We start from the raw sequence: 26,168 nt of genomic DNA on the forward strand, positions 1-26,168 counted from the left end.
TGATCAGTCGTTCAGGAAATGCCAGCAATAGATGTGGTCGCCCGCGCCGCTGGTGGCGGCAAGCCGGGCAACCCTGCGCAGGATTTCCAGCGGGTCGTCGCCAGTCCTGCTGTGTCCGTCCACTTGTCGAAGCCTCTCCACCCATCGGATGGCGAGCCGGTCCAGGTCCTCGGGGCTTGCCGTGGCGAGCGCACGCGTCAGTTGATCCGGGAGGGCGAACACCCCGGTGCCGTCGTTGACGACCTCCGCGACCCAGGTCGGCCACTGTCGTGCGTAGAGCTGCTCGAGCGGTGGTAGCTCCGCGCCTGGGTCCTCGAAGTACATGTCCCACTCGACAACCGCGTCATCGGCATCGAAGTCCCGGCAGTGTACCGAGGGATAGCTATCACCCGGCCCCCTCGGCCGGGTCGCGGCAGCGGCGTGATCGTTCGGTGCGATGAAGAACGCTACGATGCTCACATCGACAGAATGCCAAAGACCCAGCTCGACGAATTCGGCCACACACCACTGCATTACGCGGCGGCAGACGGCGACGTGGCAGCCGTGGATCGTCTGCTCGCTACCGAGGACGTCAACCTCGCGGACCACGAAGGCTGGACGCCGCTGCATTTCGTGGCAAGTGCCGGTGCCCCCGATGTCGTCACCCGACTCCTGGATACCGGAGCCGACGTCCATGCACTCACCGAAAAGGGAATGCCCGCGATCTACTGGGCCGCCGTCACCAACCGTGGTGACCCTGTTGCGACGATCCGAGTGCTCCGAGCGCGTGGCGCGGATCCGACCAGAATAACGATCAAGGGCAGCTACAACATCTTTCCGGCCCACAGCCCCCTCCACTGCATCATGAGCGAAGGCCACCCCGCCGAAATACGGTCCGAGTTCGCGGACTTGCTCGATGAGCGACAGTCCCGACCTTCGGCCTGAATATGAGTGTGTCGCACAGTCTTCGGCGTAGAGCCGATGGCTGCTAGCGCGCAGGCTGCTGTGTACCGATTGCGGACCGCATGAGAAAGGGCTGCTTCGGTGATCACCGAAACAGCTCTTCCTCTTGGTCCCGAGTGTGGGACTCGAACCCACACGTCCTTCCGGACAACGGTTTTTGAGGTTGCTGATCTCGGCGTTTGGGTATTTGGTCGATGCTGGCGACGCTTGGAACCTGGATCTGACCAGTGGATTCGCGGGTTGGTGAGGTTGGCGGTGTTCAAGGTTGCTGCGTACGGTCGTCAAGAAGGCGACCAAGAAGGCAAAGAAGACCAATCGGTCTTAGCCAAATTTCCTGTTACGTGGCTTAGCTCTGCAGCCTTTCAGTTGGCGCGTTGATTGCGGAGCCGCTCCAAGTGGTTGCGGACGATCCGGGTGTCGGGGTGGTCGGTGCCCAGGATCCGCTCGCTGTCGGTGAGGGTCTGTTCGTAGAGGGCGATCGCCTCGGAGAGGCGCCCGGCGGATTCATAGGCGTAGGCGAGGTTATTGCGGACGATCCGGGTGTCGGGGTGGTCGGTGCCCAGGATCCGCTCGCTGTCGGTGAGGGTCTGTTCGTAGAGGGCGATCGCCTCGGAGAGGCGCCCGGTGGACTTGTAAGCATAGGCAAGGTTGTTGCGGGAGGACAGGGTGTTGGGGTGGTCGGGGCCCAGGATCCGTTCACGCTTGGTGAGGGTTTGTTCGTAAAGAGTGGTCGCTTCGGTGAGCCGCCCGGCGGCCGTGTAGGCGCTGGCGAGATTGTTGCGGGAGGACAGGGTGTTGGGGTGGTCGGGGCCCCAGGATCCGTTCACGCTTGGTGAGGGTTTGTTCGTAAAGGGCGATCGCTTCGCTGAGCCGCCCAGCGGACTCGTAGACGTAGGCAAGGTTGTTGCGGGAGGACAGGGTGTCGGGGTGATCGGGGCCCAGGATCTGCTCGCTGCCGATGAGGGTTTGTTCGTAAAGGGTGATCGCCTCGGTGAGCCGCCCAGCGGAGGTGTAGGCGTAGGCGAGGTCGTTGCGGGAGGACACGGTGGTGGGTTGGTTGGGGCCCAGAATCCGCTCACGCTCGGTGAGGACCTCCACACCTATTGCGATGGCCCTGTTCAGGTTTGCAGTGCCGGACAAATGAGCCACAGCCCATGCTCGCAATCTTAAGGCGTTGCTATGCAAACTTTGCTCGGCCCGGGCGGGAAGTCCGCTGGACCAGATCGCCTCGATCTGATCGACCAGATCGTTGCCTTCTGCCCGGCGCGCCCAGGACTCCTGAGGGTCGAACAAGTGCGGGGACACAACATTTAGCGCGTCGCTGAGAATTTCGTCGCCGCGTGAGTCATCCAAAGCCCGTTCACGCAAGACCCGGGCGGTGAGACGATGTGCGAGCACACTGGTTTCCTCCGTGGACCAGCCCAGCAGACTGTGCCGTACGCAATGATCGATCGCGCCATCGACCAGTGCATCCAGATCGGGATCCGTGTGGTGCAGGAGGTTCCGACCCACCCCAGAGGGGGCCAAGACCGCGAACAACTTGAGCAGCCAGCTCACCACCGTGTCTAGCTCGCGGTCACCAGTTGTGGCCTCGGCAGCAGTGACCGACAGCATGATCGCCTGAGCGGTGGACTTCGGGTAATCGGTACCTGTGCGCCGGCGCAAGGCTTGCGGCAACGGCTGTGCCCGAAGGCGCGCGAGGTACTCCGAGTACCGCATGGGCGGGCGGGCAGTGGTTATTGCAGCCGCGGCCGCGGTCAACGCTAGCGGCAGATAACCCAACTCTTCTGCCAGAGCCTGCTCGCCGGCAGGGTCGTCGATGTTGGTGGCTGCGCGCAGAAAGGCGCGTGCTTGGCGGGCGGTGTAACCATCCCCGACGTCGACGATCGTATCTGCAAGCTGGCGTACGGCGTTGTCTGTGGTTGTGATCACTACCCGTGTCCCGCCTCGCGTCGGGGTCACCGTGCGGACCAAGTCGAGATCGGTGGCGTTGTCCAGAACCAGCAGATGCTGCTTGGGGCTGTTGTTGAGGTGATTGCGTAACCGGTGCGCGGACTCGATCGGGTCCCCGTCGGCGGCAGCCAAATTCAGGTGCTCGGCGATCGCAGCTAAACCGTCGTGGAGGGTGTCGGCGCTCTCAGCGTTGACCCACCCCACCACAACACCCCCGGTGTCATGGTTCAGGACTTGGCGGGCATAGGCGGCCGCAAGCTGGGTTTTGCCCGCGCCACGCATCCCGGTCACGACCACTGTGACCCGCCCCCGCGCCAAACCTTCGCTGAGAGCAGTCAACTGCTGGCGATGCACGAAATGATCCGGTTCCTGGGGAACCATCCCCACAACGAACGCTGACAGCGCATCAGTTCTTGGGCTGTCTGGCTCTGAACCGTCGGTAGTGTGGTACGGAAAGGCCTCCCGGTATGCGTTCTTGCGCAACCACTTCCAGTACGCGCTCGCTGAGGGAGTCCATTCCTTGGACAGTCGGACATGCAGGCATTCGATCGCTAGCAAGAAGTTCGCATCCTGCCGCGGGATTTGGGGGGCGGGCTTGAACCAGTCATGGATCGTCGAAGCCGGAACCTGCCTTCTCTTTGTTGTCTCAATCCACACGGACACTTCCTCCGCGGATAGGCCTGCACGCGCACGCAATGCGGCCAACTCCGCCACGAACCGCGCACGCGCCGGCCCGCGTTCCTCCGGGGCAGCAAAGGGTGCTAAACCCAGCCGCGAGGCCAATGCCGTTGCGATTGTACGGATTCCAGCTGCCGCCCCATGCTCGGTCGGTGGCGCGTCGGAGAACATCAGCGCGAAAGTCCCGGGTCCATGACTGGCTTCAAGGTGTGGTGCGATCGTGCGCCACACCTCCAGTACCTCAGAGACGGCAATGCCTTCCTGAAGAAGCTCGCGGGTACCTTCAACGAAGTCGAACCTGGGGCGATCTTGTGAATTGCTTGGAGCTAAAAGGCCGCTGGCCAGCACTTCGGCCAAATGGACCTGGCGGCCATTGGTCACCAGGCGATCAAGAATCAGTCTGGCCACCGGTAAATCGACTTCGACTGCGGAAAGCAGAACAGCCAACTTCAATGCTTGCTTGGAGGCGTTCGACCGAAAACTGTCGACTAGTTCGCGGGGAGTAAGTACCTGACGCTCGACCGCTCTTGAGAAGTCCAGCGTCGTGGGCGATGTTAGAACGCCCGGCACACTCGCTTCCCCTCGTGCCATGACCATTCGTGCCCATTGTGCGAGGGAAGTGTCTTCGAACGTGATCACGGGGGTGCCGACGTCGGAGGCTGACTCCTCGGCTATCCACCAACTGTGATGCACCCGAAGCAGTCGGTTCGGGTCACCGCGGCGTTGCGCCGACAACGAGATCATCCCGGACCCGAGCACTGTGGCCGGCCACAGCCGTGCCGGCAACACTTGCAAGATGGCCGCCGGGCCATGTCGACCCCACAGTTCCAGCGCCGTCCACATTGCTTCGGAGCGCCAAATGCCATTGACACAATCGCTGAATACCAGGACCAGGGTTGACGCGGATACATCAGCAAGATGGGTGGGTCGGTATCGATTCCCTGTGCGATCGATCAGTGCGACTTCGTCGTGATGCATTTGTATCTGCCAGCGGCTGATGCGTTCGAAGGCTCCTTCCTTGCCTAGTATCCGGGCAAACGCCTCGACTGCTTCATGCCACACCTTCATGGTCGGGCTGGAATCGACCACAATTGCCACATCCCGAAACCACCGATCACTGCCGGGCGCGAGGATCGGTATTAGAACACCGGCGCCACAGTAATGCTCGATGGTGGCCTCGACGTCTACTACCTGCCGATGGTGGGCACGACGGCGGTCCTTGAGTGGACGCAGTGCCCGCGCTATTGCCAGCTGGCCGGGCAACACATCATATGCATCGGTGCGAAGTACGAGCGAAGTCTCGTCTGAGTGCCTTGTGCCGGGACGGAACGCGTCTGCTCGATCAAGAGCCGCGTGCCGCGAAGCGTCTGAGGCAAAGTCGTCGGCGGGCCCATCGGCCACTTGTCGTGTGGACGGCTTCTGTCCTGGCGGGCGTTCAATCGATGAACCGCTTGCCGATTCCTCGACACGCTGTGAGTCAGTCTCTGCTGGGGCTTCAGTATCGTCCGCTAAATCCCGGGCGCGAGGCGCATGGGTATGGGTATGGGTGGCGAGCCATAGCGCGTCCGCGATGTCACGCCAATCCGCAGGAATCGGCTGATCTCCAAGGGATTCCGCGCGGAGTGCTGCCACCAGCGCTTCGATCATGGCTCGTCCGATACCAACTGCTTGAGGATCAGTTCCACCACGTTGGCCCGCTCGGCGCCGGTCGGTGGCAGATTGCGTGTCACCACGTAAATTGCGTTCATGAGTTGATCGGTTGCCAGCGCCCTTGTTTCGCGGGAGTCCGCAGCGAATTTTCGGATGAGATCCCCGGCCTGTGCTGCGGCTTCGCTCCCCAGGTGGGCGGTAACTATCTTGGTAAGCAGCGTGTCATCAGGATCGGGCATCGGTATTCGGATGCAGCGGCGCAGAAAGGCCGGGGGAAACTCCCGTTCGCCATTGCTAGTAAGTACTACGAAGGGGAACTGCTCGCATCTGATCCTGCCCTCAGAGATGAACGCTGGTGACCCTTGCGCGTCACCGACCTTCAGGGGTTTGCTGGTCTTCATCCGGGCAAGCTCAGGGATCTCGAATTCGCCACGTTCGAACACCGTGAGTAGATCATTCGGCAGGTCGATATCGCTCTTGTCGATCTCGTCGATCAGCAGAGCGCGTGGCCATCGCGCCGGCAGCATCGCTGTTCCCAGTGGTCCCAGACGGAGATAGTCGCCGATCGAGGTGATGGCTTGTCGACGGGGATTCTCGTACTCAGTATCGTTCTGCCCCAGCCGCTCTGCGTGCAGACGACCAATCGCGTCATAACGGTACAGCGCGTCCTGCACAGTTGAACGCGAGGTGATATTCCAACGTAACACCGGCCCCATCCGCAGCTCGGCAGCCACGGACTCGATCAACGTAGACTTGCCCGAGCCGGGGCGACCGGTCACCAGCAGCGGTCGACGAAGGATGAGAGCGGCATTGACGGCCTCGATCACGGGGTCGGTTGTCTGAAACGTAGGCTTGGCCACGATCATCGAACCACGAAAGTCGTCGGACCGCGGCATCTCGATGGGGCTATCTGTACCAGCACCGAACCGCCTCCACGGAGGCGGGGGAGGAAGGTTAATCGGCGCGCCGGTCGGGCGGCCGTGGCCGTTGTACAGACGCCATTCGCTCATTTCGCAACCTCTCATGGCATACCCCGCAACATCGGGGCAGGGGGGAGCATCGAGGGATCGTCCCAAAGCAGTCGTACTCGGTTGAGTGCTGTGCGACTTCCGCTTTCACGCCAGTGGTGTACGCGCTCGGGTACTTCGTGGAACGGGCCCTGTTCCACTAGGCGCTGCAACTTGAGCTTGGTCTCGGACCAGTCCTCATCGTGTGGACTGGCCCACACAATGAATGGTGCGCCTGCGTTGATGGCGGCCATCAGCAGATCATGCTTGAGCTTGCCACCGAGCTTGTCCGACACCAACTCCATTCCGAAACAGGCGGAGTGCGAATCGCGCACCCACGTGCGTACGTCTCTCGACGTCGAGCTAGGGACCCAGGACAGGTCTGCCCGATAATGCTCGAGCCGAGCCAGGATCGTTCTCGTCTTCTGCTGCCAGTTCACATTGACGCTGGGGAGGATCCTGCGCTCCGCGCAGTGCAGGACGGTAGGCCGGTAGACCCAATGCGGTGTCGCCTCGTCGACGATCGTTTCGAAGTCCCAGGCTTCAGGCATCTCATCGAATGCTGCGCGCGGCATGATGAAGCCAAGTGCGCAATGCTGTTCGGTGTCAGCGACCAGTTCGTTGACCACTGCCCGCACCCCGGCTGGACTGGGATCGCACTCGTGCCATTCGATCGGGCGCCATGGAGAGGGTAGACCGGGCACATAGCGATGACACCCTACTGATGAGGGCCACGCGAATCGTTCGAGATTGTTAATGCCGTTGGGTATCTCGATGACGATGCGGGGACGGCGGTAATCGAAGTTTGCAGCCTCGTCTCGCAATGCCCGTAACTGATTGTCAGGTAGTTCGAACCAGTCGTCGTCTACACTGGCGCCTGTGGCGTACTCTAATGCCGCCACAAAGCGATTCAATATCTTGCAGTCGACGAAGTCCGCGACCCGGTCGAGAGCCACTCCCAGTTCAGTCGGTGCGTCATCAGTCGCGGACTCGGCGCCCGATCGCCAGAACGCTTCGACGATCTGACGGGTGCTCACTATATCGAAGAAACCTTCAACCTCGGCAATCTTCCGTTGCCGCTGCCACGAGCTCCTGATCTCGAGCAACGCGAGCCACTCGAGATCGTTGGCGACACGGGGCTCCAGCACTGAAAATAGCTGCGCTACACGATCATGTACCATCACCTTGGCCACCAAGGCGTGTAATTCAAGTTCGTCGCTCGAAGGAATGTCGCTCAATACCGACAGCAGTGCACCTCGAATATCGAGGTTCGATGTCAGCGCGTCAAGCTTGGTCACCGCAGCCGCCGCGCGTCGTGTGTGCGCCAGAGAAAGCGCGGTTCCATCGACATCGCAAAACACGCTGCCCGGTACAGGTATACCTCCGCGGTACTCCCAATTCTCGTCCTCGTCGTGCAAGCAGGTAATGACACACGTGGACGGCCGTTGTCGGAATCGACGTTCGGTTCGCAACTCGGCAAACCTGCGCTTCACCTTCCCGGTCAAGGACTTGGGGTCCATGGGGAAGCGAACCTGCTCTTCGAGCCAGCCGAGCACCGTGTCGGAAAACTCCGTACTTCGCGCAACCTGGTCGAACCGAGCGATCTGTCCCTGTCCCGCGGAGTACAGGGTGAATTGGTTGACCGCGCGGTCGCGGCCGATATCGAGCGAATCCGAACTGATCAGTCGGTCAGACACCTTCACACTGTCATAGAAGTTGGCGCACGCGTCGATCACCAGCAGTTGATCCTTGAGATGAGACACGGTGTCGGACGCCAAATACCGCTGCATACTGTCGATGTTGTGTATCCGCATGACACCGTCGCGGACGTCGCTGGTGAACACCGCTCGTCGGCGTTCATGGAGCACTCCATGGCCGCACCAGTAGAACAGCAGAAAATCTGCATCGAACTTCGCGGCGTCAACCAATGCGTCCTCGATCCCGGCACGAGTGGGCTCGATAAAGCGCACGGCTCTGCCATCCGGCACATCGGTCGAAGGTCGTGAACTCCCGAGCCAGACGTTCGTACCGGGCACCCCACATCTCAACGCCCAGTCGACGATTCGCTCGGCGTAGGCGGCCGCGCCCGACAAGCTCATACTCGGAAGCTGATAGTCGTCGATACCGACTGCTATCACCAGCACACGGGCCGGATCCACTGCCTAACCTAACTGCTAGCCGAGAACGGATTCGATCGCTGTCCACACCTCAGAGTTGTTCCAATACGCGCTGTGTGACGTCGGAAAGGGCTCTGCGTTGTTGACCGGAACATCGGTCACGCGACTACCAAAGATGCCTGAGGCAACGTACGCTAGTGCATCCCGTCGGTCATAGATGTTGAGCCACCGTGGAAAGTGATCTGGCAGGGAAGCCGGCGGCTCTAAACTCGGTAGCGCTCCGATCTCATAGAGGAAGGGTGCCTGTGATCCGACCGTCACTAAGGAGCGGATCTGCGGAATATTTTTGCGTACAAGCAGATCTACGCTCATTATGCCCCCGAGTGAATGTCCGAGCAGCACGATGGGCCCGGTACCTGCATCATCGATCGTGCGTCGTAGGTAGTCGCTGACCCTGGTACCGCGTACCAGGTACAGCAGTACGTCACCGGCGAGCGGTGCCGCAGAATCGGTGAGTTTCCCTCTCTGACCCGTGAACCAGTGTGTGAAACCATGAAACATGACCGCATTGCGCTTGTGCTTCAAGTACTCGCCAACGGTCAGCCCATACCCATCCAACTCGTTCGTGAGCGTTTCCACGATCTGGTCACGGATCTCACCGCCGAGAGCGAGCTCGTCCAGGTTGGTTCCGATGGTATGTGCAATCAAGGCGCGTGCGATCGCACCGCGATGCTCTAGCGGGTCAGCGGGCGCTGTAGCGGCGGCCTGGCGTAATTCAGGGAGACGCCGCAACGCCTCAAGTGCTGACTCGAACTGCTGTGTCAGACCATGCTCGCGAAGTAGTTGCGCGAGAGCGGGGGAGGGCTCGAACTCATCGATGCTGTCCAATAGCTCCGTTGAAGGAGATTCTTGACCGAAACCCCCACCTGTACTCGGCATCTCACGTAAGAGCCGAATCTCATACCACGGATCGGTGTAGAGAACTGCCCATAGATCCAGCCAATCCTGAGCGGAGCTGTCCGGGTCGCCATCGCTCTGCAAGTAGGTAGGAATCGACCTCCCCTTGCATGCCAAGCGCGCCCCGTGCTCACCGCCCCAGTAGCAGCCGGAAACGTTCAAGTCCCAGTTCCGTTTCGCCACTTGCTTCTTGATCGAATTCAGGGTCGCCGAGTAGCGCTGACCGCGCACTCCGGTGCCATGTACGAACAGCAGAGTTGGTCGCGAGGTCATAGTCACCACCCGATCGCAGCGACAACGTCGACACGGGCACAGTTGCTCATGGCGGACAGGACCCCCTGAAGTCGGTGTAGCCGGACGCAGTCGTTGTTCCCGGCGTACTCGATGAATCTACTGGAACGACAGATCCGTTACCACAGCAATCCGGCTGGCAACCGACAGCGCTTGTCGCTGTAATCGGTTACCTGGCAGTACTTTACATTTGATACGGTGCTTCGAGGGTGGGGTAGCAAACTGGACGGGATTGTCGAGACCGGCCAAGTGGCGGAGGGACTTCCTTCCCGGATGAACTGCATATCAACGAGTTTCGATCTACTGGGTACGGCGTCAACGCTAGGGCGGACAGGTGCGGCCGGATACCGGTCCGGACCCGACTATCCGCCCCTGTTGCTATCACAGCCAAGCGGCTTGCCACGAACCCAGCCGAGGAGATTGATCTGCCGTCCATGGAGGCAGTGGAGCGGCGATATCTCACCCATCTCGAAGTGGTGCGCCTGGCGATGGCCTCCGGACGCTTCCGCTCGCTAGTGCTGACGCTGGCCTATACCGGGATCCGTTTCGGCGAAGCCATTGCCCGGCGAGCCTGGGCAGTCGACCCTGACACCCAGCGCATCACCATTGCCCGTTCAGCGACCCCGGTCACCGGCAAGGGGTACGTGGAAACAGACACCAAGAACCACACGACTCGGGCAGTGCCCATTCCCGCCAGCCTGGCGAAGGAACTGCGAGCGCTGATCAAGGATTGCGACGCCAACGAACTGGTCTTTCCGAGCCGCAGGGGTGGCTATCTGACCTCCACCGAATTCTGCTGGGTGTTCGACCCGGCTGCGACGGGGGCCGGTCTGAATGGGGTTGTGCCGCATGGCCTTCGGCATACCGCGGCATCGCTGGCGATCAGCGGGGGAGCGAATATCAAAGTCGTGCAAAAGATGTTGGGCCACAAGACAGCCATGCTCACCCTGGACCTGTACGGGCACCTGTTCCCGGACGATCTGGATGCCGTGGCCGAGGCGATGGAGGCCGGCGCGCAGGCTGCTGCGTACGAGCTGCGTACGGCATAAGAGAAGGGCCATTCCGGTGATCACCGAAACAGCCCTCTACCTTGGTGCCGAGTGTGGGACTCGAACCCACACGTCCTTCCGGACAACGGTTTTTGAGACCGTCGCGTCTGCCAGTTCCGCCAACCCGGCGCACCGGGAGGAAATGATAGCCGGTGGGTGGGGGAACGTACTAATCGAGGGGGTGGGGGAGTGACATCGTTGTGATACTGGTCGGTTTGCGCTGGGTACGTGGGTTGTGGGGGCGGGGCGACGGTACTCTTTGGGGTACTCGGTGCGTGCCGGCCCGCGAAGGGTGGCGCGAGCGAGGTGGCATCGGGTAATCGGTATTCGGAAGCGACAGGGGTTCATCTATGGGAACGACAGCAGGGGGCGGTTCGAAGAAGGATGCCGCGGCGTCCGCCCCCAAGCGGGTGGTGGTTGCCGAGGACGAGGCGCTCATCCGGATGGACCTGGTGGAGATGCTCTCGGAAGAGGGTTATCAGGTGGTGGGTGAGGCGGGTGACGGCCAGCAGGCCGTGGATCTCGCCGAGGAGATGCGGCCGGATCTGGTGATCATGGACGTGAAGATGCCGCGCCGGGACGGGATCGACGCCGCGGCCGAGATCGCCTCGAAACGTCTTGCGCCGGTGGTCATTCTGACGGCCTTCAGCCAGCGCGATCTGGTGGAGCGGGCACGCGACGCGGGGGCGATGGCGTACCTGGTGAAGCCGTTCACGAAGTCGGACCTGGTGCCGGCCATCGAGTTGGCCGCATCGCGCTTCCATGAGATCGCGGCGCTCGAGAGCGAGGTCGCGAACCTGACCGACCGGCTCGAGACCCGCAAGCTGGTGGAGCGCGCCAAGGGTGTGCTCATGCAGACCCAGGGTCTATCGGAGCCGCAGGCGTTCAAGTGGATTCAGCGCACGGCCATGGACCGTCGCACTACGATGAAGGCCGTCGCCGAAGTGGTGCTGGAGAACCTGGCGCCGAAGTAAGGCGCATTTGCTAGGTCATAGCCCCGTTGTTGCCGAAAATCAACTGTAAAAATTTACAGTGCGGTAACAACGGGGCATTTTTTCCTGTTGCGATGTCACATAGATGATTCGAATGTGATGCGGAGCTAACGTGGCAGGGCTATGTTCTGGTCGGGCCGATCGATGGGGCGGCCCTCCCCGGTGACCCCGGGGAGCACAGAACATGAGGTGAATCGTGCTTGGTTCAATGACGCGCACGTCTTCGCTGCGGCGTAGTCGCACAGCGCGAGCGGTGGTCATCGGCGCGGCTGCCGTGCTCGCGCTGGCGTCGGCGGGTTGCAGCAGCAAATCGACGGACAATTCCGGTGGGGGCGGCGGGTCGAACCTGACCATTCAGCCCCTGGTGCAGGTGGACTCGCAGGGCAAGGAAGTCCCGGCCAAGGACACCAGCGCGGCCGCCGACCCCGCGGGTGACGGCAAGGGCAAGTGCGCGCCCACGACCATCGCGATGGCGGGCCCGCTGACCGGCGACAACGCCAACCTCGGCCTGAACATCATCCGCGGTGTGAAGCTGGCGCTGGACCAGCACAACAAGGCCAACGCGGGCTGCCAGGTCACGGTCAAGGAATTCGACACCGAGGGCGACCCGCAGAAGGCCACCCAGGTCATCCCGACCATCGTCAGCGATCCGTCGATCGTGGCGCTGATCGGCCCGACCTTCTCCGGTGAGACCAAGGCGACCGGCGCCATCCTGAACCAGGCGAACCTGCTGTCGCTGACCCCGTCCGCCACCAACGTCACCCTGACGACCAATGGCTGGGGCAACTTCTTCCGCGGTCTGGGCAACGACGGCATCCAGGGTCCGGCCGTGGCCGGCTACCTCAAGGGCACCGGCAAGTTCAAGAAGATCTGCGTGATCCAGGACGACTCGGATTACGGCACCGGCCTGGCCAAGACGGTCACCGAGGGCCTCGGCTCGATCGCCGACCCGAGCTGCGCGGCCAGCGTGAAGGCCAAGCAGAAGGACTTCTCCGCCACGGTCTCCAAGATGGCGTCGGCCAAGCCGGACGGCATCTTCTACGCCGGCTACTACGCCGAGGCCGCCCCGCTGGCCAGCCAGCTGCGCGACGGCGGCGTGACCGCCACCTTCATCTCCGATGACGGCACCAAGGACGTCGAGTTCACCAAGCAGGCCGGCAGCAAGTCCAAGGACGCCCTGCTCTCCTGCCCGTGTGGTCCGGCCGGTGACAAGTTCACCGCCGCCTACAAGGCGTTCAACAACTACGAGCCGGGCACCTACTCGACCGAGGGCTACGACCTCACCACGATCGTGCTCAAGGGCATCGAGGCCGGGAAGACCACCCGCCCCGATCTGGTCGACTTCGTGAAGAACTACGACGGTCAGGGTCTGGCCCGCGAGTACAAGTGGGGTCCGACCGGTGAATTGGCGAACGCCCTGATCTGGATGTACCAGGTCAAGTAAGCGCTCCCCCTTTTCATTCGGAACAGCGTGTGCCGAATTCGATTTCGGCACACGCTGTTTTCCACGGACGGCGAAAGTAACGAATGTCTGCACCCGCTCTGGCTGATGTGACTCTCCTGGCGAGCTCGTCCATCAAATTCGACCTCTCCGGGGTCGCCGATCAATTCTGGCGGCTCACCGTCGAGGGACTCACCTACGGCTCGATCTACGCACTGGTCGCGGTCGGCTACACGCTGGTCTACGGCGTGCTGCGCCTGATCAATTTCGCCCACTCGGAAGTATTCATGCTGGGCACCTTCGGCCAGCTGGTCGGCCTCATGGTCTTCGGATTCGCGGCCAGCGGCGACACCTACTCCCAGGGTGTCGGGCCGACCATCATCTATCTGGTCGCGGCCATGATCTTCGGCATGCTCGTGTCCGGCGCGGCCGCCGTGGCACTCGAGCGAGTCGCGTACCGGCCGCTGCGCAAACGCGGCGCCAAACCCCTGATCTTCCTGATCACCGCGATCGGAATGTCGTTCGTGCTGCAGGAATTCGTGCACTACATCCTGCCCAAGCTGACCGGCAACAAGCTCGGCGGCACCAACGCCCAGCAACCGATCCAGCTGGTGACGCCCACCGAGCAGTTCAGCTTCTTCGGCGCGTCGGTCACCAATATCGCGCTGGTCATCATCGGCGCGGCGATCGCGCTGGCGCTCACCACCGAATTGCTCATCAACAACACGAAATTCGGCCGCAGCATCCGCGCCGTGGCCCAGGACCCCGACACCGCCACGCTGATGGGTGTGTCCCGGGAACGGGTCATCATGCTGACCTTCCTGATCGGCGGCGTGCTGGCCGGTGCGGCCGCGCTGCTGTACACGTTGAAGATCCCCAACGGCATCATCTACAACGGCGGATTCATCCTGGGCATCAAGGCCTTCAGCGCCGCGGTGCTGGGCGGTATCGGCAACCTGCGCGGCGCGTTGCTGGGCGGATTGCTGCTGGGTCTGGCCGAGGATTACGGCCAGGTGCTCTTCGGTGACCAGTGGCGTGACGTGGTCGCGTTCGTGGTGCTGGTGGCGGTGCTCATGGTCCGGCCCACCGGCATCCTCGGTGAGAGCCTGGGGAGGGCGCGCGCATGACCCACGCGAAAGCGGCTCCCGCGCCGCAGAATTCACCCGCCGGACGCGGTGACGCACCCGCCGGACGCGGTGTCGGCGACGCCATCCGCAACTGGTGGGGCGGGCTGACCCGGCCGGGGCAGTGGGCCGTCGGCATTCCGATCGTCCTGGTGCTGGCGGTGCTGCCGCTGTTCAAGGTGCCGGTGCTGGACACCCCCGGCACCAGTTTCGGCGGCGTGATGGCGCAGTTCGCCATGTACGCGCTGATCGCCATCGGCCTGAATGTCGTTGTCGGACAGGCGGGTCTGCTCGATCTGGGGTACGTCGGCTTCTATGCGGTCGGCGCGTACTCGGTCGGCCTGCTGACCAGTCCGAACAGCCCGTGGAATCAGACCAACGGCGGCTGGCTCGATCCCAAGTGGGCGTGGCTGGCCTGCGTGCCGATCGCGATCCTGGCGACGGCCATCTCCGGCCTCATCCTGGGCACCCCGACGCTGCGGCTGCGCGGCGACTACCTCGCCATCGTGACCCTCGGTTTCGGTGAGATCGTGCGCCTGCTGGCCGACAACCTGCCCGAGATCACCAACGGCAGCCTCGGCCTGTCGCGGATCCAGTATCCGCACCTCGGCGAGTCCGACACCCACCCCGGCGGGTTCTTCTCCTCCGGCAACCTCGGCGACGTGCACTCCTGGAATCCCTTGGATCGGGCCAACTCCGGCACCTGGTGGTACTGGCTGGGCATCGTGCTGGTGGTCATCGTGCTCATGTTCGTCGGCAACCTCGAGCGCAGCCGGGTCGGCCGCGCCTGGGTCGCCATCCGCGAGGACGAGGACGCCGCCGAGATCATGGGCGTGCCGACCTTCAAGTTCAAGCTGTGGGCGTTCATGATCGGCGCGGCCATCGGCGGCCTGTCGGGCGCGCTGTACGCCGGTCAGGTGCAGTACGTGAATCCGCAGGGCTTCAACGTCATCAACTCGATGCTGTTCCTGTGCGCGGTGGTGCTGGGCGGTCAGGGCAACAAGCTCGGCGTGATCGTCGGCGCGTTCCTGATCGTGTACCTGCCCAACCGGTTCATGGGCGTCAATGTCGGCGGGCAGTCGCTCGGCGACTACAAGTACTTGTTCTTCGGACTCACCCTGGTGGTGGTGATGATCTTCCGTCCGCAGGGCCTGTTCCCGGCGCGGCAGAAGCTGCTCGCCTACGGGCGGCAGGTGTATCGGGCGGTGCGCAAGCCGGTGGCGGCGCAGGCGACGGGAGCTGGACAGTGACGGGGCCGGGCGACGCGCTCTTCGACAACGAGGACATGGCGGCCGGATTCGTCGCGCCTCCCGAGGCCGAACCGAGCCCGGGCATGCTCGACGTGACCGAAGTCCTTCCGGTGCTGTCGGATTCGGATATGGTCGCGGAAATCGCCGCGCCGCACCGCGAGATCGAGGTTCCGGTCGGCGCGCCGCTGCTGCGCACCGACGGGCTGACGGTGAAGTTCGGCGGCCTCACCGCGCTGGACAATGTCAGCTTCGAGATCCGCCGCGGCGAGATCCTCGGGCTGATCGGGCCCAATGGCGCGGGTAAGACCACCTGCTTCAACGCCATCTCCGGCGTGTACCGGCCCTCGGGCGGGACGGTGTACTTCGACGGCAAGCCGCTGACGAAGACCAAGCGCAACGAGATCACCCGCCTCGGTATCGCCCGCACGTTCCAGAACATCCGGCTCTTCAGCGAGATGACGGCGCTCGAGAACGTGGTCGTCGGCGCGGACGCCCGGCACAAGACCTCGGTCCCGGGCGCGGTGTTCCGCACTCCCCGGCACCGCGCCGAGGAGCACGAATCGCTCGAAAGGGCCATGGCCCTACTGGAATTCGTGGGCATCGCACCGCACGCGGTCGAGAAGGCGCGCAACCTCTCCTACGGTGACCAGCGTCGCCTGGAGATCGCGCGCGCGTTGGCGACCGAGCCGAAACTGCTGTGCCTCGACGAGCCGGCCGCCGGCTTCAACCCGAGCGAGAAGTCCGCGCTCATGGATCTCATCCGCAAGATCCGCGACGACGGCTACACGGTGCTGCTCATCGAGCACGACATGCGCCTGGTCATGGGCGTGACCGACCGCATCGTGGTGCTCGAATTCGGCCGCAAGATCGCCGACGGGCTGCCCGAACAGATCCGCCAGGATCCCGCGGTGATCAACGCCTACCTGGGTGTGCCCGACGAAGGCGACGCCGAGACCGCCAAGGAAGCGGCCGAGGCGAAAAGCATTGCCGCCGAGCCGGTCCCGGATCTCGCCAAGCAGTTCCCCGGCAGCGAGGCGCCCGCCGCCCCGGCCGACGACGCGCTGCTGTCGGTCGAGGACATGGTGGTCAACTACGGCAGAATCCAAGCCCTGCACGGCATCTCGCTGAAGGTCGGTGAGGGCGAGCTGGTGACCCTGCTGGGCGCCAACGGTGCGGGCAAGACCACCACCATGCGCGCGCTGTCCGGCCTGCTCCCGCTGACCGGCGGCCGCATCATGTTCCAGGGTCGCGACATCACCCGCATGAAGGCCCACGAACGCGTCGTGGCGGGCCTGATCCAGGCGCCCGAGGGTCGCGGTGTCTTCCCCGGTATGACGGTCCAGGAAAACCTCGACATGGGTTGCCACGCAAGGCCGTTCAAGGTGAAGTCGGAGTACGCCAAAACCCTGGACTGGGTCTACGAACTGTTCCCCCGCCTCCTGGAGCGGCGTCGTCAGGTCGGCGGCACCCTCTCCGGCGGCGAACAGCAGATGCTCGCCATCGGCCGCGCATTGATGGCCCGCCCGCAGCTCCTCCTCCTGGACGAGCCGTCGATGGGCCTGGCCCCCATGGTGATTCAACAGATCTTCCGAATCATCGCCGACATCAACGCCCAGGGCACCACGGTCCTGCTGGTCGAACAGAACGCCCAGCAGGCCCTGACCCGAAGCGACCGTGCCTACATCCTCGAAACCGGCGAGGTCACCAAAACCGGAGGCGGCCGAGCCCTCCTCCACGACCCCGCCGTCAAGTCCGCCTACCTCGGCGTCGGCTGACACATTCTGTTCCACTATCGATTCGGGCCGGGCGACATTGGTTGCCCGGCTCGAATCGTATGTGCGGTGCTCGTATCGGCTGGCGTACAACCGATTACGTGACGCATTCCACTCGCCGGGGTAGCGGGGGCGTGGCTAATCTGGCACGAGTGAGCGAAAATACTACAAAGAGTAGTAGTAGTGGTGCGCGGGTCTCGCGGCGTGCCCTGTTCGGTTCGGGCCTGGCCGCCGCCGGCGCGGCCGCGGCGGGTGTGGCCATCGGGCGCGGTACCGTCACCGAGTCCCCGAAAACCGCCGGGGTGGTGGACTTTCACGGCGATCATCAGGCCGGTATCGCGACTCCGCAGCAAGCGCACGCCATGTTCCTGTCGGCCGATGTGGCGCGGGCCGATCGCAGCGTGCTGCGCGAGCTGCTCAGCGTCTGGACCGAGACGGCGGCCGCCCTCACCGCCGGCACGGAGGCCCCCGAGAACCCCTCCGACGCACCGGGATTCAGTGTGCGCACCGACTTCGCCACCGGTCTGGACCCGGCCCGGCTGACCATCACCTTCGGACTGGGCCCGGCGGTATTCGACGACCGCTTCGGACTGGCCGCGCGCCGTCCGAAGCAGCTGCGCACTCTGCCCGAATTCCCCGGGGACGCACTGCGATCCGCCTGGTGCGACGGTGACATCATGGTGCAGATCTGCGCCGACGACACTCAGGTGGTCAGCCACACCTTCCGTGCGCTGCGCGCTCGCATGCCCGGCCTGGGGAGCATCCGCTGGACCCAGCACGGTTTCCTGAGCCGACCCGCCGACGGCGGCACCTCCCGAAACATGTTCGGGCACAAGGACGGCACCGCCAACCCGAAACGCGGCACCGCGGCCTTCGACAAGGCCGTCTGGGTGGACGCCGCCGACGAGCCGGATTGGTTCCACCGCGGCACCTATCTGGTCTTCCGCAAGATCCGCATGAAGACCGCCGACTGGGACATGCTCGCCCTCGCCGAGCAGAACAACATCATCGGCCGCCGGCGCAGCGACGGCGCACCCCTGAGCGGCGACACCGAATTCGATCCCGTGGACTTGACCAAGCGCCTGCCCAACGGTGAACTCGCCATTCCCGCCGACGCCCACGTCCGCCTGGTCAACGGCATCCCCATGCTCCGCCGCGGCTACAACTACGACTACGGCACCCTGCTCTCCACCGCCCCCGGCGTCGCCGCCACCACCCCCGAACACACCTACGCGCCCGGCACCCCCGAACACACCCACGGCGGCCACGACAGCCTCGACGCCGGCCTGCTCTTCACCGCCTACATGAACAATCCCGCCGAACAGTTCATCAAGGCCCAAACCGCCCTGTCCGCTACCGACCGCCTCAACGCCGTCACCCAACACACCGGCAGCGCCCTGTTCGCCGTCCCGCCCGGCGCACGCACCGGCGAGGCCATCGCGGCCAGACTCTTCGACTAGGCGGCAGCCCGCATCGGGCCGTGAAAGTCATGTTCCCGCCGTCGATCCGGCGCGAGAGTATCTGAAATAGCTTGTGTAAGAAAGCGTTCGGGCCGGTCACCAGATGGTGACCGGCCCGAACGCTTTCAAGCAGGGGCGACAGGAATCGAACCTGCAACCTGCCGCTTTGGAGACGGCTGCTCTGCCAATTGAGCTACACCCCTTTGACGGGTGATCACGCTACCAGGTAGCTCCGCTGTCATGAAATCGGTTTTGCTGACCTGCGACGACGGGCCGAGTACGCCCGCTGCCCACGGATGTCGGTGGGGATACCTAGACTCTCTGGCGTGACCCCTGCCTCTACTGATCAGCGTCCTGCCGTGTCCGCGTCCGCGACCGGGGAGCAGCCGACTCTGTTGCTGCTCGATGGGCACTCGTTGGCCTATCGCGCCTTCTTTGCGCTGCCCGCGGAGAACTTCAAGACGCAGAGTGGGCAGACCACGAATGCGGTGTACGGGTTCACGGCGATGTTGATCAACCTGCTGCGGGATGAGAAGCCTACGCATGTGGCGGCGGCGTTCGATGTGAGTCGGAAGACGTTCCGGACCGAGGCCTATCCGGAGTACAAGGCGAATCGGTCGGCTACGCCGGACGAGTTCAAGGGGCAGGTGGAGACGACCCAGGAAGTGCTGGGGGCGCTGGGGATTCCCGTTATGGCCATCGAGGGGTACGAGGCGGACGATCTCATCGCCACGCTCACCACGCAGGCCGTGCCCGAGGGGTTCAAGGTGCTGATCGTCACCGGGGACCGGGACTCGCTGCAGTTGGTCAATGACGACGTGACGGTGCTGTACCCGAAGAAGGGCGTTTCCGAGCTGACGCGGTTCACGCCGGCGGCGGTGGAGGAGAAGTACGGGCTCACTCCGGCGCAGTATCCGGACTTCGCGGCGCTGCGCGGCGACCCGAGTGACAATCTGCCGGGCATTCCGGGCGTGGGGGAGAAGACCGCGGCCAAGTGGGTGCGCGAGTACGGGGATCTGGCCACGCTGGTGGATCAGGTGGACAAGGTCAAGGGCAAGGTCGGAGACGCGTTGCGCGCCAACCTGTCCAGCGTCGTGCTCAACCGGCAGCTCACCGAGATGGTGAAGACGGTGCCGCTGCCGTACACGCCCGATCAGCTGGCCATGCAGCCCTGGGATCGGGACAAGATCCACCGGCTCTTCGACGAGCTGGAGTTTCGGGTGCTGCGCGACCGGCTGTTCGACACGCTCGCTCCCGTCGAGCCCGAGGCCGAGTCCGGATTCGAGATCAGCGGTAGCGCACTCGCCGCGGGCACGGTCGCGGACTGGCTGGCCGAGCACGCCAAAGCCGGTGTGCGGCACGGTGTCTCCGTGGTCGGCAACGGCTCGCCGGTGCACGGCGACACCCAGGCCATCGCGCTGGCCGCCGCCGACGGCGAGGGCGCCTACATCGACGTCCACACCATGACCCCGGAGGACGAGAAGGCGCTCGGCGCCTGGCTCGCCGATCCGGAGACCCCGAAGGCGTTGCACGAGGCCAAGACCGCCATGCACGCGCTGCGCGGCCGCGGCTGGACCCTGGGCGGGCTCACCAGCGACACCGCCCTGGCCGCCTACCTGATTCTGCCGGGCCAGCGCACTTTCAACCTCGAGGACCTGTCGCTGCGCTACCTGAGCCGGGAGCTGCGCGTCGACAACGGCGGCGAGGCCCAGCTGTCGCTGCTCGACGACGAGGAGCAGGTCGACGCCGAGGTCGCCAATGCCCAGATGCTGCGCGCCCGTGCGGTTTCCGACCTCGCCGAGGCCTTCGACTCCGAGCTCGAGCGCATCGAATCCACCGCGCTGCTCGGCGATATGGAACTGCCGCTGCTGAGCGTGCTGGCCGACCTGGAGGCCGCGGGCATCGCCGTCGACTCCGGCCAGCTCGAGGAGCTGCAGCGCGAATTCGCCGACCGCGTCGCCGAGGCCGCGAATGCCGCCTACGAGGTGATCGGCAAGCAGATCAACCTGGGCTCGCCCAAGCAGCTGCAGGTTGTCCTGTTCGACGAGCTCGACATGCCCAAGACCAAGCGCACCAAGACCGGCTACACCACCGATGCCGATGCGCTGGAAGGCCTTTACGAGAAAACCCAGCACCCGTTCCTGCAGCACCTGCTCGAGCACCGCGACGCCACCCGCCTCAAGGTGACCGTCGACGGCCTGCTCAAGTCGGTCGCCGACGACGGCCGCATCCACACCACCTTCAATCAGACGGTGGCGGCCACCGGACGCCTGTCCTCGACCGAGCCGAACCTGCAGAACATTCCGATCCGCACCGATATGGGCCGCCGCATCCGCGACACCTTCGTGGTCGGCACCAATGGCCTTGGGGACTCGGGTGGCACCGCCTTCGAGTCGCTCATGACCGCGGACTACAGCCAGATCGAAATGCGCATCATGGCCCACCTGTCCAAGGACGAGGGCCTGATCGAGGCCTTCAACTCCGGCGAGGACCTGCACAACTTCGTCGCCTCCAAGGCCTTCGACATCCCGATCTCCGAGGTCGATCCGGAACTGCGCCGCCGCATCAAGGCCATGTCCTACGGCCTGGCCTACGGTCTCTCCGCCTACGGCCTGTCCCAGCAGTTGAAGATCAGCGCCGACGAGGCCAAGGTCCAGATGGACGTCTACTTCAACCGCTTCGGCGCCATCCGCGACTACCTGCAGACCGCGGTCGAGCAGGCCCGCAAGGTCGGCTACACCGAAACCCTCTTCGGCCGCCGCCGCTATCTGCCGGATCTGGACTCCAGCAACCGCCAGCGCCGCGAGGCCGCCGAGCGCATGGCCCTCAACGCCCCCATCCAGGGCACGGCGGCCGACATCATCAAGGTCGCCATGATCGACACGCAGCAGGCGATCAAGGCGGCCGGATTGAAGTCCCGGATGCTGCTGCAGATCCACGACGAACTCGTCTTCGAGGTGGCGCCGGGTGAGCGTGAGCAACTCGAATCCCTTGCCCGCGAGCACATGTCCAACGCCATCGAACTCTCGGTGCCGCTGGAGGTCTCCGTCGGCGTCGGCCGCAGCTGGGATTCGGCCGCGCACTGACGCGAGAGATCGGCGATACGGGCGGGACGGCAGCCAGGCCGTCCCGCCCGTCGCGTTTCCGGGCCGTGTCGCGCTCCCATCGTGGTGGCAGTCTCGCGCAACATGCGATCGGCGACGCGCCGAACGAGTTGTGCGCGGTGCGCGGCGAACTGGTGATCCGCGTCAAAAACCGTCTGGTCTCGATGTCTTCCCGCCAGCTCCCGCATGCCTTTTCGTGCGATTGCCGGATATGCCTCGAGCTGGGTGTTTGTCGTGAAGTCGCTCGCCGGTGCAGTGGCGTTTGCCGGTATGTCGGCGCGCGTTGCTGTGGCGCCCGTCGCATGCCGGGTGACCTGCGGCTAAGTTACTCGTGGGTCGATTGCGAATATGGTTGCCATTGCGTGGGTGTCCCCTTATGCTCGACCCCGTGCCGAATCCCGCCCACAGCCACAGCGCAGCGCTGAACGTCGCCGACCGCGACCGCGCCGCGCTTATTTCGCTTACCGCGAGCGTGGCTGCCAACGGCGTACTCGTAGTTCTCCGCCGTAGCGGGGTCTGATTCGGACCGGCCCCTCGCTGCGGCCGATGAACTTTTCTTGCTGGTCCCCTCTGTCACTTTCTTCGGAAGAAGTCGGGAAGACCTAGTTCAATGACCATCACTCTTGATACCGCCATGTTCCACGCCGCTGCCCCCGCGAGCCTGCGGGCCGAAAGCATCGGCCTGACCCCCGCCGAGTTCCACGACCGGTACTGCGAGCCCAACGGCCCGGTCAAGCTCAGCGACTGGACCCCGCTCGGCGACCGCGCCGGGACGGCCACCCTCGAGATCGCCGATCACCTGCGCACCGTCACCGCGACGGGCAGCCCGGTGGCGGCGCTGACCTCGGCCCTCTACGACGAGGGTTACCCGGTGGAGATCCTCCAGTTCCACCAGCGCCGCACGGAAGATGGCATGGCCACCTTCATCCAGTGCGAATTCAACGGCCGCCGCGGCTGGGGCGCAGCCCTCGCCGACGACCCGGCCGAGTCGACCATCCGCGCCATGATCGCGGGCATCAACCACTTGGGTTCGCACTTCTGAGAAGTACGAAAAACCGACCCCGCCACCAGGTGTGGCGGGGTCGGGATGCGAGTGGGGCTGATGTCAAACGCGAAGCGCCGCATCTCTTTTCGGGGGAGATGCGGCGCTGAGTGCGTGGTGAGCTACTACTTCGACTCTTGCTCGGCGAGCTGCTTGCGGACCTCGTCCATGTCGAGGGCCTTCACCTGGGTGACGAGATCCTCGAGAGCGGCCGGGGGCAGGGCGCCGGGCTGGGCGAAGACGAGCACGCCCTCGCGGAAGGCCATGATCGTCGGGATGGAGCGGATGTTCGCGGCCGCGGCCAGACCCTGCTGATCCTCGGTGTCGACCTTGCCGTGCACCACGTCGGGGTGGGCCTCGGAGGACTTCTCGAAGGTGGGGGCGAAGCTGCGGCACGGGCCGCACCACGATGCCCAGAAGTCGACGAGAACGACGTCGTTGCCGGTGACTACCTCGTCGAAGTTCTGCTCGGTCAGGGTCTGGGTGGCCATGGTTTCCTCTCGTAGCGATGTCCCCGGTAGCAACACCGGGCCCTGTGGTTATCTTCCCTGGGCGACAGTCCGTGCTCACTACCCGCCGCAACGGGGGCTAGTAACCCGCTGCCACGGGCCATTCGACACGACGGTCACCATCCCACCGCCGAATACCCTCAACGGTAGCCCGGAAATCCTTGTCCCAGGCCACCGCGCCCACCGCCGCGTCGAGTTGATCGGGTCGTAACCGCCGCGCGAGCGTGATGTGCGGAGTCCAGGCGTCGGGCCGCACATTGGCGGCGATGCCCGGACAGTCCTCGATCACCCGGAACAGCCTGTGCTGCAACGCGATCAGCGGCGCGGACGGCACCACCGCCCGCACCAGGATCGGGGATCGCGACCCGAACACCAGCAGCCCGCCCAGACGAACTTGAAACGGCCGGAAGTCCTGCTGCCCCAACGCCTTGTCGAGCCGCGGCCAGATCTCCGCGGCCACCGCGACGGTGATGTGCGGCCGGTGCTCGGGCCCCGGCGCGTGCAATCCCAGCGCCCGCAGCAGCGCCCATTGCCGCCGCACCGCCTCCTCGGACTCCGCGTCGAGCACCAACTCCACCGATTGCACCATTTGGTCCAGAACTTACGCCCAGGTCTCGAAACGCGCGCGCATGTGTGCCGGAGCGCGCCCCCCGATGCGGTTGCGCGAGGATGACTGCCATGAGTGACAGCGAGACTGGAGTACGGCTGGGTCTACTGGAAGGCGATGGCATCGGCCCGGAAATCGTGCGCGCGACCCGGGACGTGGTCGACGAAGCCTTCGCCACCACCGGCCTGCCGCCGGTCGAGTGGGTGCCGCTGCTACTGGGTCACGACGCCATCGAGAAGTACGGGGACCCGGTCCCCGAGCAGACCCTCGAGGGCCTGGCCGGACTCGACGCCTGGATCATGGGCCCGCACGACAACGCCTCCTACGCACCCGAGCACCGTTGCGGCCTGCCGCCCGCGGGCGCGGTCCGCAAGCGCTTCGGCCTCTACGCCAATATCCGCCCGGCCCGCACCCTCGAGGGCGTGCGCTCGGTCGCCCCGGCCATGGATCTGCTGATCCTGCGCGAGAACACCGAGGGCCTCTACGCCGACCGCAATATGGCCGCCGGCTCCGGGGAGTTCCAGCCCTCGCGCGAGGTCGCCCTGTCCGTCGGCGTGTTCACCCGCGCGGCGATCGAGCGCATCGCACACCTGGGTTTCGAGATCGCCGGTGAGCGCGGCAAGAAGATCACCATCGTGCACAAGGCCAATGTGCTCCCGATGACCATGGGCATGTTCCGGGACGTCTGCTACGAGGTGGCTGCGGAGTATCCGGACGTCGAGGTGAACGACGAGCACGTCGACGCCGCGGCCGCGCATCTGGTCCGCGCGCCCCAGGATTACGACGTCATCGTCACCGAAAACCTGTTCGGCGACATCCTTTCCGATCTCGCCGGGGAGCTGAGCGGTTCACTCGGCATGGCGGCCTCGGTGAACTGTTCCGACACCCAGATCATGGCCCAGGCCGTGCACGGGGCCGCACCCACGCTGGCCGGGCACAATCGGGCGAATCCGGTGGCGCTGTTCAACTCCGCGGCGGGCATGCTGCGGTGGATGGGCCGCACCCAGCGCTACAGCGCGCTGCGCCGTGTCGGCGAGCGCATCGAGCACGCGGTTGCGGATACGTTGCGGGCCGGAGTCGCCACGTCCGATTTGGGTGGGCTAGCATCTACCTCCGAATTCACCGAGCAGGTGCGCGCCCGGCTGCACCGCTGGTGAGCGCGCACTTCCGGGACCGGGCGTGTTCGGCCACGCAATGGCGTGTCGCCGATTAATGTTCGGTTACCGACCGACAAGGACGGTGTCACTCGCCTACATTTCAAAACGGCGAGCGACACCCGGATGTCGCGCACTCGAACTCGTGGAGGACTTGTGTCTGTTCGTAACTCTCTCCGTGGGCGTGCCCTGCGGGCCGCCTGCGTACTAGCCGGTGGCGCCCTGGTGTTGACTGCCGCGTGTAGCAACAACTCCGAGTCCAGCGGCCCCGATGTGGCCAAGCTCGACGTGGCCAAGGTCGACACCATCGCCGCCAAGGTGCCCGCCGACATCAAGTCGTCCGGCAAGCTCACCGTCGGCGTGAACGTGCCCTACCAGCCGAACGAGTACCGCGATCCGAGCAGCGGCAAGATCGTCGGCTTCGACGTCGATCTGATGGACGCGGTCGCCAAGGTGATGGGCCTGACCGCCGACTACAAGGAAGCCGACTTCGAGAAGATCATCCCGTCCATCGAGGCCGGGACCTTCAATGTCGGCATGTCCTCCTTCACCGACAACAAGGAGCGCGAGGCCACCGCCGACTTCGTCGACTACTTCTCCGCGGGCAGCCAGTGGGCCCAGCAGAAGGGCAAGACGGTCGATCCCGACAATGCCTGCGGCAAGCGAGTCGCGGTGCAGCGCACCACCGTTCAGGACACCGACGAGATTCCGGCCAAGTCCGCCAAGTGCGTGGCCGCCGGCAAGCCGGAGATCCAGAAGGTCGCCTACGACGAGCAGTCCGCCGCCGCCAACGCGCTGGTGCAGGGCCAGGTCGACGCCATGTCCGCCGACTCCCCGGTGACCGCGTACGCCATCAAGCAGGCCAGCGACAAGATCGAGGCCGCGGGCAAGATCTTCGACTCCGCGCCCTACGGCTGGCCGGTGAAGAAGGGCTCGACCCTCACTCCGGTGCTGCAGGAGGCCGTCCAGTACCTGATGGACAACGGCCAGTACAAGAAGATCGCCGAGAACTGGGGTGTCCAGGAGGGTGTGATCACCAAGTCCACCATCAACGGAGCGACGAGCTAAC

20 protein-coding genes, 2 tRNA genes and 1 pseudogene are annotated in these 26,168 nt (G+C 64.4%); 13 read left to right on the plus strand and 10 right to left on the minus strand.

Annotated elements, in window-relative coordinates; all coding sequences use genetic code 11:
* Nucleotides 1–3 precede the first annotated feature (3 nt).
* A complete protein-coding gene (locus tag ON43_RS42440) occupies nucleotides 4–459 on the minus strand; it encodes a hypothetical protein (RefSeq protein WP_083913368.1) in 456 nt (151 codons plus the stop codon).
* A gap of 9 nt (nucleotides 460–468) precedes the next feature.
* Between ON43_RS42440 and ON43_RS43650 the strand changes: the two genes are divergently transcribed.
* A complete protein-coding gene (locus ON43_RS43650) occupies nucleotides 469–924 on the plus strand; it encodes an ankyrin repeat domain-containing protein (protein ID WP_083913369.1) in 456 nt (151 codons plus the stop codon).
* A 380-nt stretch (nucleotides 925–1,304) separates the two neighbouring features.
* Here ON43_RS43650 and ON43_RS46160 read toward each other — a convergent pair whose 3' ends face one another.
* From ON43_RS46160 to ON43_RS12915, 5 genes are all read right to left on the minus strand, one after another.
* The gene (locus tag ON43_RS46160; RefSeq protein WP_245568570.1) at nucleotides 1,305–1,733 is read right to left on the minus strand and encodes a tetratricopeptide repeat protein; all 429 of its coding nucleotides are present in this window, start codon (nucleotides 1,731–1,733) and stop codon (nucleotides 1,305–1,307) included.
* Nucleotides 1,639–5,220 (minus strand): tetratricopeptide repeat protein, encoded by a 3,582-nt coding sequence (locus tag ON43_RS43660; protein WP_083913371.1) that lies wholly within the window; start codon nucleotides 5,218–5,220, stop codon nucleotides 1,639–1,641. The genes ON43_RS46160 and ON43_RS43660 overlap by 95 nt, the downstream gene beginning before the upstream one ends.
* A complete protein-coding gene (locus tag ON43_RS12905; protein ID WP_218003250.1) occupies nucleotides 5,217–6,089 on the minus strand; it encodes an AAA family ATPase in 873 nt (290 codons plus the stop codon). The genes ON43_RS43660 and ON43_RS12905 overlap by 4 nt, the downstream gene beginning before the upstream one ends.
* A gap of 155 nt (nucleotides 6,090–6,244) precedes the next feature.
* Nucleotides 6,245–8,389 carry a VMAP-C domain-containing protein gene (locus ON43_RS12910; protein ID WP_040807232.1) on the minus strand — a complete coding sequence of 715 codons (2,145 nt, stop codon included), beginning with the start codon at nucleotides 8,387–8,389 and terminating at the stop codon, nucleotides 6,245–6,247.
* A 15-nt stretch (nucleotides 8,390–8,404) separates the two neighbouring features.
* Nucleotides 8,405–9,577, minus strand: a complete 1,173-nt coding sequence (locus ON43_RS12915; protein WP_040807234.1) for an alpha/beta fold hydrolase — start codon at nucleotides 9,575–9,577, stop codon at nucleotides 8,405–8,407.
* Between the two features lie 452 nt (nucleotides 9,578–10,029).
* On the opposite strand from ON43_RS12915, the gene ON43_RS12920 reads away from it, so the two are divergent.
* Nucleotides 10,030–10,644, plus strand: coding sequence for a tyrosine-type recombinase/integrase (locus ON43_RS12920; RefSeq protein WP_083913372.1), 615 nt, complete (start codon nucleotides 10,030–10,032; stop codon nucleotides 10,642–10,644).
* Nucleotides 10,645–10,686: 42 nt separating this feature from the next.
* Here the strand turns inward: ON43_RS12920 and ON43_RS12925 are convergent.
* Nucleotides 10,687–10,773: transfer RNA gene (locus ON43_RS12925), tRNA-Leu, on the minus strand.
* Nucleotides 10,774–10,994: 221 nt separating this feature from the next.
* Here ON43_RS12925 and ON43_RS12930 point away from each other — a divergent pair.
* The 7 genes and pseudogenes from ON43_RS12930 (at nucleotide 10,995) to ON43_RS12955 (ending at nucleotide 18,683) form a co-directional block, all read left to right on the plus strand.
* A complete protein-coding gene (locus ON43_RS12930; RefSeq protein WP_040807235.1) occupies nucleotides 10,995–11,618 on the plus strand; it encodes an ANTAR domain-containing response regulator in 624 nt (207 codons plus the stop codon).
* Between the two features lie 226 nt (nucleotides 11,619–11,844).
* Nucleotides 11,845–13,080 carry a branched-chain amino acid ABC transporter substrate-binding protein gene (locus tag ON43_RS12935; RefSeq protein ID WP_051178357.1) on the plus strand — a complete coding sequence of 412 codons (1,236 nt, stop codon included), beginning with the start codon at nucleotides 11,845–11,847 and terminating at the stop codon, nucleotides 13,078–13,080.
* A gap of 83 nt (nucleotides 13,081–13,163) precedes the next feature.
* Entirely contained in the window at nucleotides 13,164–14,204 is a 1,041-nt protein-coding gene (locus ON43_RS12940; RefSeq protein ID WP_040807239.1) for a branched-chain amino acid ABC transporter permease, read from the plus strand.
* Nucleotides 14,201–15,451 carry a branched-chain amino acid ABC transporter permease gene (locus tag ON43_RS12945; RefSeq protein ID WP_040807241.1) on the plus strand — a complete coding sequence of 417 codons (1,251 nt, stop codon included), beginning with the start codon at nucleotides 14,201–14,203 and terminating at the stop codon, nucleotides 15,449–15,451. Before ON43_RS12940 ends, ON43_RS12945 begins: the two co-directional genes overlap by 4 nt.
* A gap of 83 nt (nucleotides 15,452–15,534) precedes the next feature.
* Nucleotides 15,535–16,392: pseudogene (locus tag ON43_RS46165) on the plus strand (ABC transporter ATP-binding protein); the annotation flags it as partial.
* Between the two features lie 138 nt (nucleotides 16,393–16,530).
* Nucleotides 16,531–17,226, plus strand: coding sequence for an ABC transporter ATP-binding protein (locus ON43_RS46170; protein ID WP_245568571.1), 696 nt, complete (start codon nucleotides 16,531–16,533; stop codon nucleotides 17,224–17,226).
* 149 nt (nucleotides 17,227–17,375) lie between these two features.
* Entirely contained in the window at nucleotides 17,376–18,683 is a 1,308-nt protein-coding gene (locus ON43_RS12955) for a Dyp-type peroxidase (protein ID WP_040807243.1), read from the plus strand.
* A 130-nt stretch (nucleotides 18,684–18,813) separates the two neighbouring features.
* Here the strand turns inward: ON43_RS12955 and ON43_RS12960 are convergent.
* Nucleotides 18,814–18,886: transfer RNA gene (locus ON43_RS12960), tRNA-Trp, on the minus strand.
* Nucleotides 18,887–19,009: 123 nt separating this feature from the next.
* On the opposite strand from ON43_RS12960, the gene polA reads away from it, so the two are divergent.
* Nucleotides 19,010–21,769 carry a DNA polymerase I gene (gene polA / locus ON43_RS12965; RefSeq protein WP_040807245.1) on the plus strand — a complete coding sequence of 920 codons (2,760 nt, stop codon included), beginning with the start codon at nucleotides 19,010–19,012 and terminating at the stop codon, nucleotides 21,767–21,769.
* Nucleotides 21,770–22,397: 628 nt separating this feature from the next.
* Nucleotides 22,398–22,829, plus strand: coding sequence for a 2-isopropylmalate synthase (locus ON43_RS12970; protein WP_040807246.1), 432 nt, complete (start codon nucleotides 22,398–22,400; stop codon nucleotides 22,827–22,829).
* A gap of 125 nt (nucleotides 22,830–22,954) precedes the next feature.
* On the opposite strand, the gene trxA is transcribed toward ON43_RS12970, so the two are convergent.
* Together trxA and ON43_RS12980 are read right to left on the minus strand one after the other, a co-directional pair.
* Nucleotides 22,955–23,320, minus strand: a complete 366-nt coding sequence (trxA, locus tag ON43_RS12975) for a thioredoxin (protein ID WP_040807247.1) — start codon at nucleotides 23,318–23,320, stop codon at nucleotides 22,955–22,957.
* A 97-nt stretch (nucleotides 23,321–23,417) separates the two neighbouring features.
* Complete coding sequence (locus ON43_RS12980; protein ID WP_245568560.1) at nucleotides 23,418–23,915, minus strand: 2'-5' RNA ligase family protein; 498 nt, start codon at nucleotides 23,913–23,915, stop codon at nucleotides 23,418–23,420.
* A 101-nt stretch (nucleotides 23,916–24,016) separates the two neighbouring features.
* Between ON43_RS12980 and ON43_RS12985 the strand changes: the two genes are divergently transcribed.
* Both ON43_RS12985 and ON43_RS12990 read left to right on the plus strand, forming a co-directional pair.
* The gene (locus ON43_RS12985; protein WP_040807250.1) at nucleotides 24,017–25,102 is read left to right on the plus strand and encodes an isocitrate/isopropylmalate dehydrogenase family protein; all 1,086 of its coding nucleotides are present in this window, start codon (nucleotides 24,017–24,019) and stop codon (nucleotides 25,100–25,102) included.
* A gap of 123 nt (nucleotides 25,103–25,225) precedes the next feature.
* On the plus strand, nucleotides 25,226–26,167 hold the full coding sequence (locus ON43_RS12990; protein ID WP_083913374.1) for an ABC transporter substrate-binding protein: 942 nt from the start codon (nucleotides 25,226–25,228) through the stop codon (nucleotides 26,165–26,167).
* Nucleotide 26,168: the final 1 nt, after the last annotated feature.

The organism is Nocardia concava NBRC 100430 (genome assembly GCF_000308815.1).
Taxonomy (GTDB): domain Bacteria; phylum Actinomycetota; class Actinomycetes; order Mycobacteriales; family Mycobacteriaceae; genus Nocardia; species Nocardia concava.

Coding starts and splice junctions, on each gene's coding strand:
- ON43_RS12905 (WP_218003250.1), bottom strand. CDS start 6,089: ATGATCGTGGCCAAGCCTACGTTTCAGACAACCGACCCCGTGATCGAG.
- ON43_RS43650 (WP_083913369.1), top strand. CDS start 469: ATGCCAAAGACCCAGCTCGACGAATTCGGCCACACACCACTGCATTAC.
- ON43_RS12940 (WP_040807239.1), top strand. CDS start 13,164: ATGTCTGCACCCGCTCTGGCTGATGTGACTCTCCTGGCGAGCTCGTCC.
- ON43_RS46170 (WP_245568571.1), top strand. CDS start 16,531: ATGGTGGTCAACTACGGCAGAATCCAAGCCCTGCACGGCATCTCGCTG.
- ON43_RS12945 (WP_040807241.1), top strand. CDS start 14,201: ATGACCCACGCGAAAGCGGCTCCCGCGCCGCAGAATTCACCCGCCGGA.
- ON43_RS12920 (WP_083913372.1), top strand. CDS start 10,030: ATGGAGGCAGTGGAGCGGCGATATCTCACCCATCTCGAAGTGGTGCGC.
- trxA (WP_040807247.1), bottom strand. CDS start 23,320: ATGGCCACCCAGACCCTGACCGAGCAGAACTTCGACGAGGTAGTCACC.
- ON43_RS12930 (WP_040807235.1), top strand. CDS start 10,995: ATGGGAACGACAGCAGGGGGCGGTTCGAAGAAGGATGCCGCGGCGTCC.
- ON43_RS12985 (WP_040807250.1), top strand. CDS start 24,017: ATGAGTGACAGCGAGACTGGAGTACGGCTGGGTCTACTGGAAGGCGAT.
- ON43_RS12915 (WP_040807234.1), bottom strand. CDS start 9,577: ATGACCTCGCGACCAACTCTGCTGTTCGTACATGGCACCGGAGTGCGC.
- ON43_RS43660 (WP_083913371.1), bottom strand. CDS start 5,220: ATGATCGAAGCGCTGGTGGCAGCACTCCGCGCGGAATCCCTTGGAGAT.
- ON43_RS12990 (WP_083913374.1), top strand. CDS start 25,226: ATGTCGCGCACTCGAACTCGTGGAGGACTTGTGTCTGTTCGTAACTCT.
- ON43_RS12970 (WP_040807246.1), top strand. CDS start 22,398: ATGACCATCACTCTTGATACCGCCATGTTCCACGCCGCTGCCCCCGCG.
- ON43_RS12935 (WP_051178357.1), top strand. CDS start 11,845: ATGACGCGCACGTCTTCGCTGCGGCGTAGTCGCACAGCGCGAGCGGTG.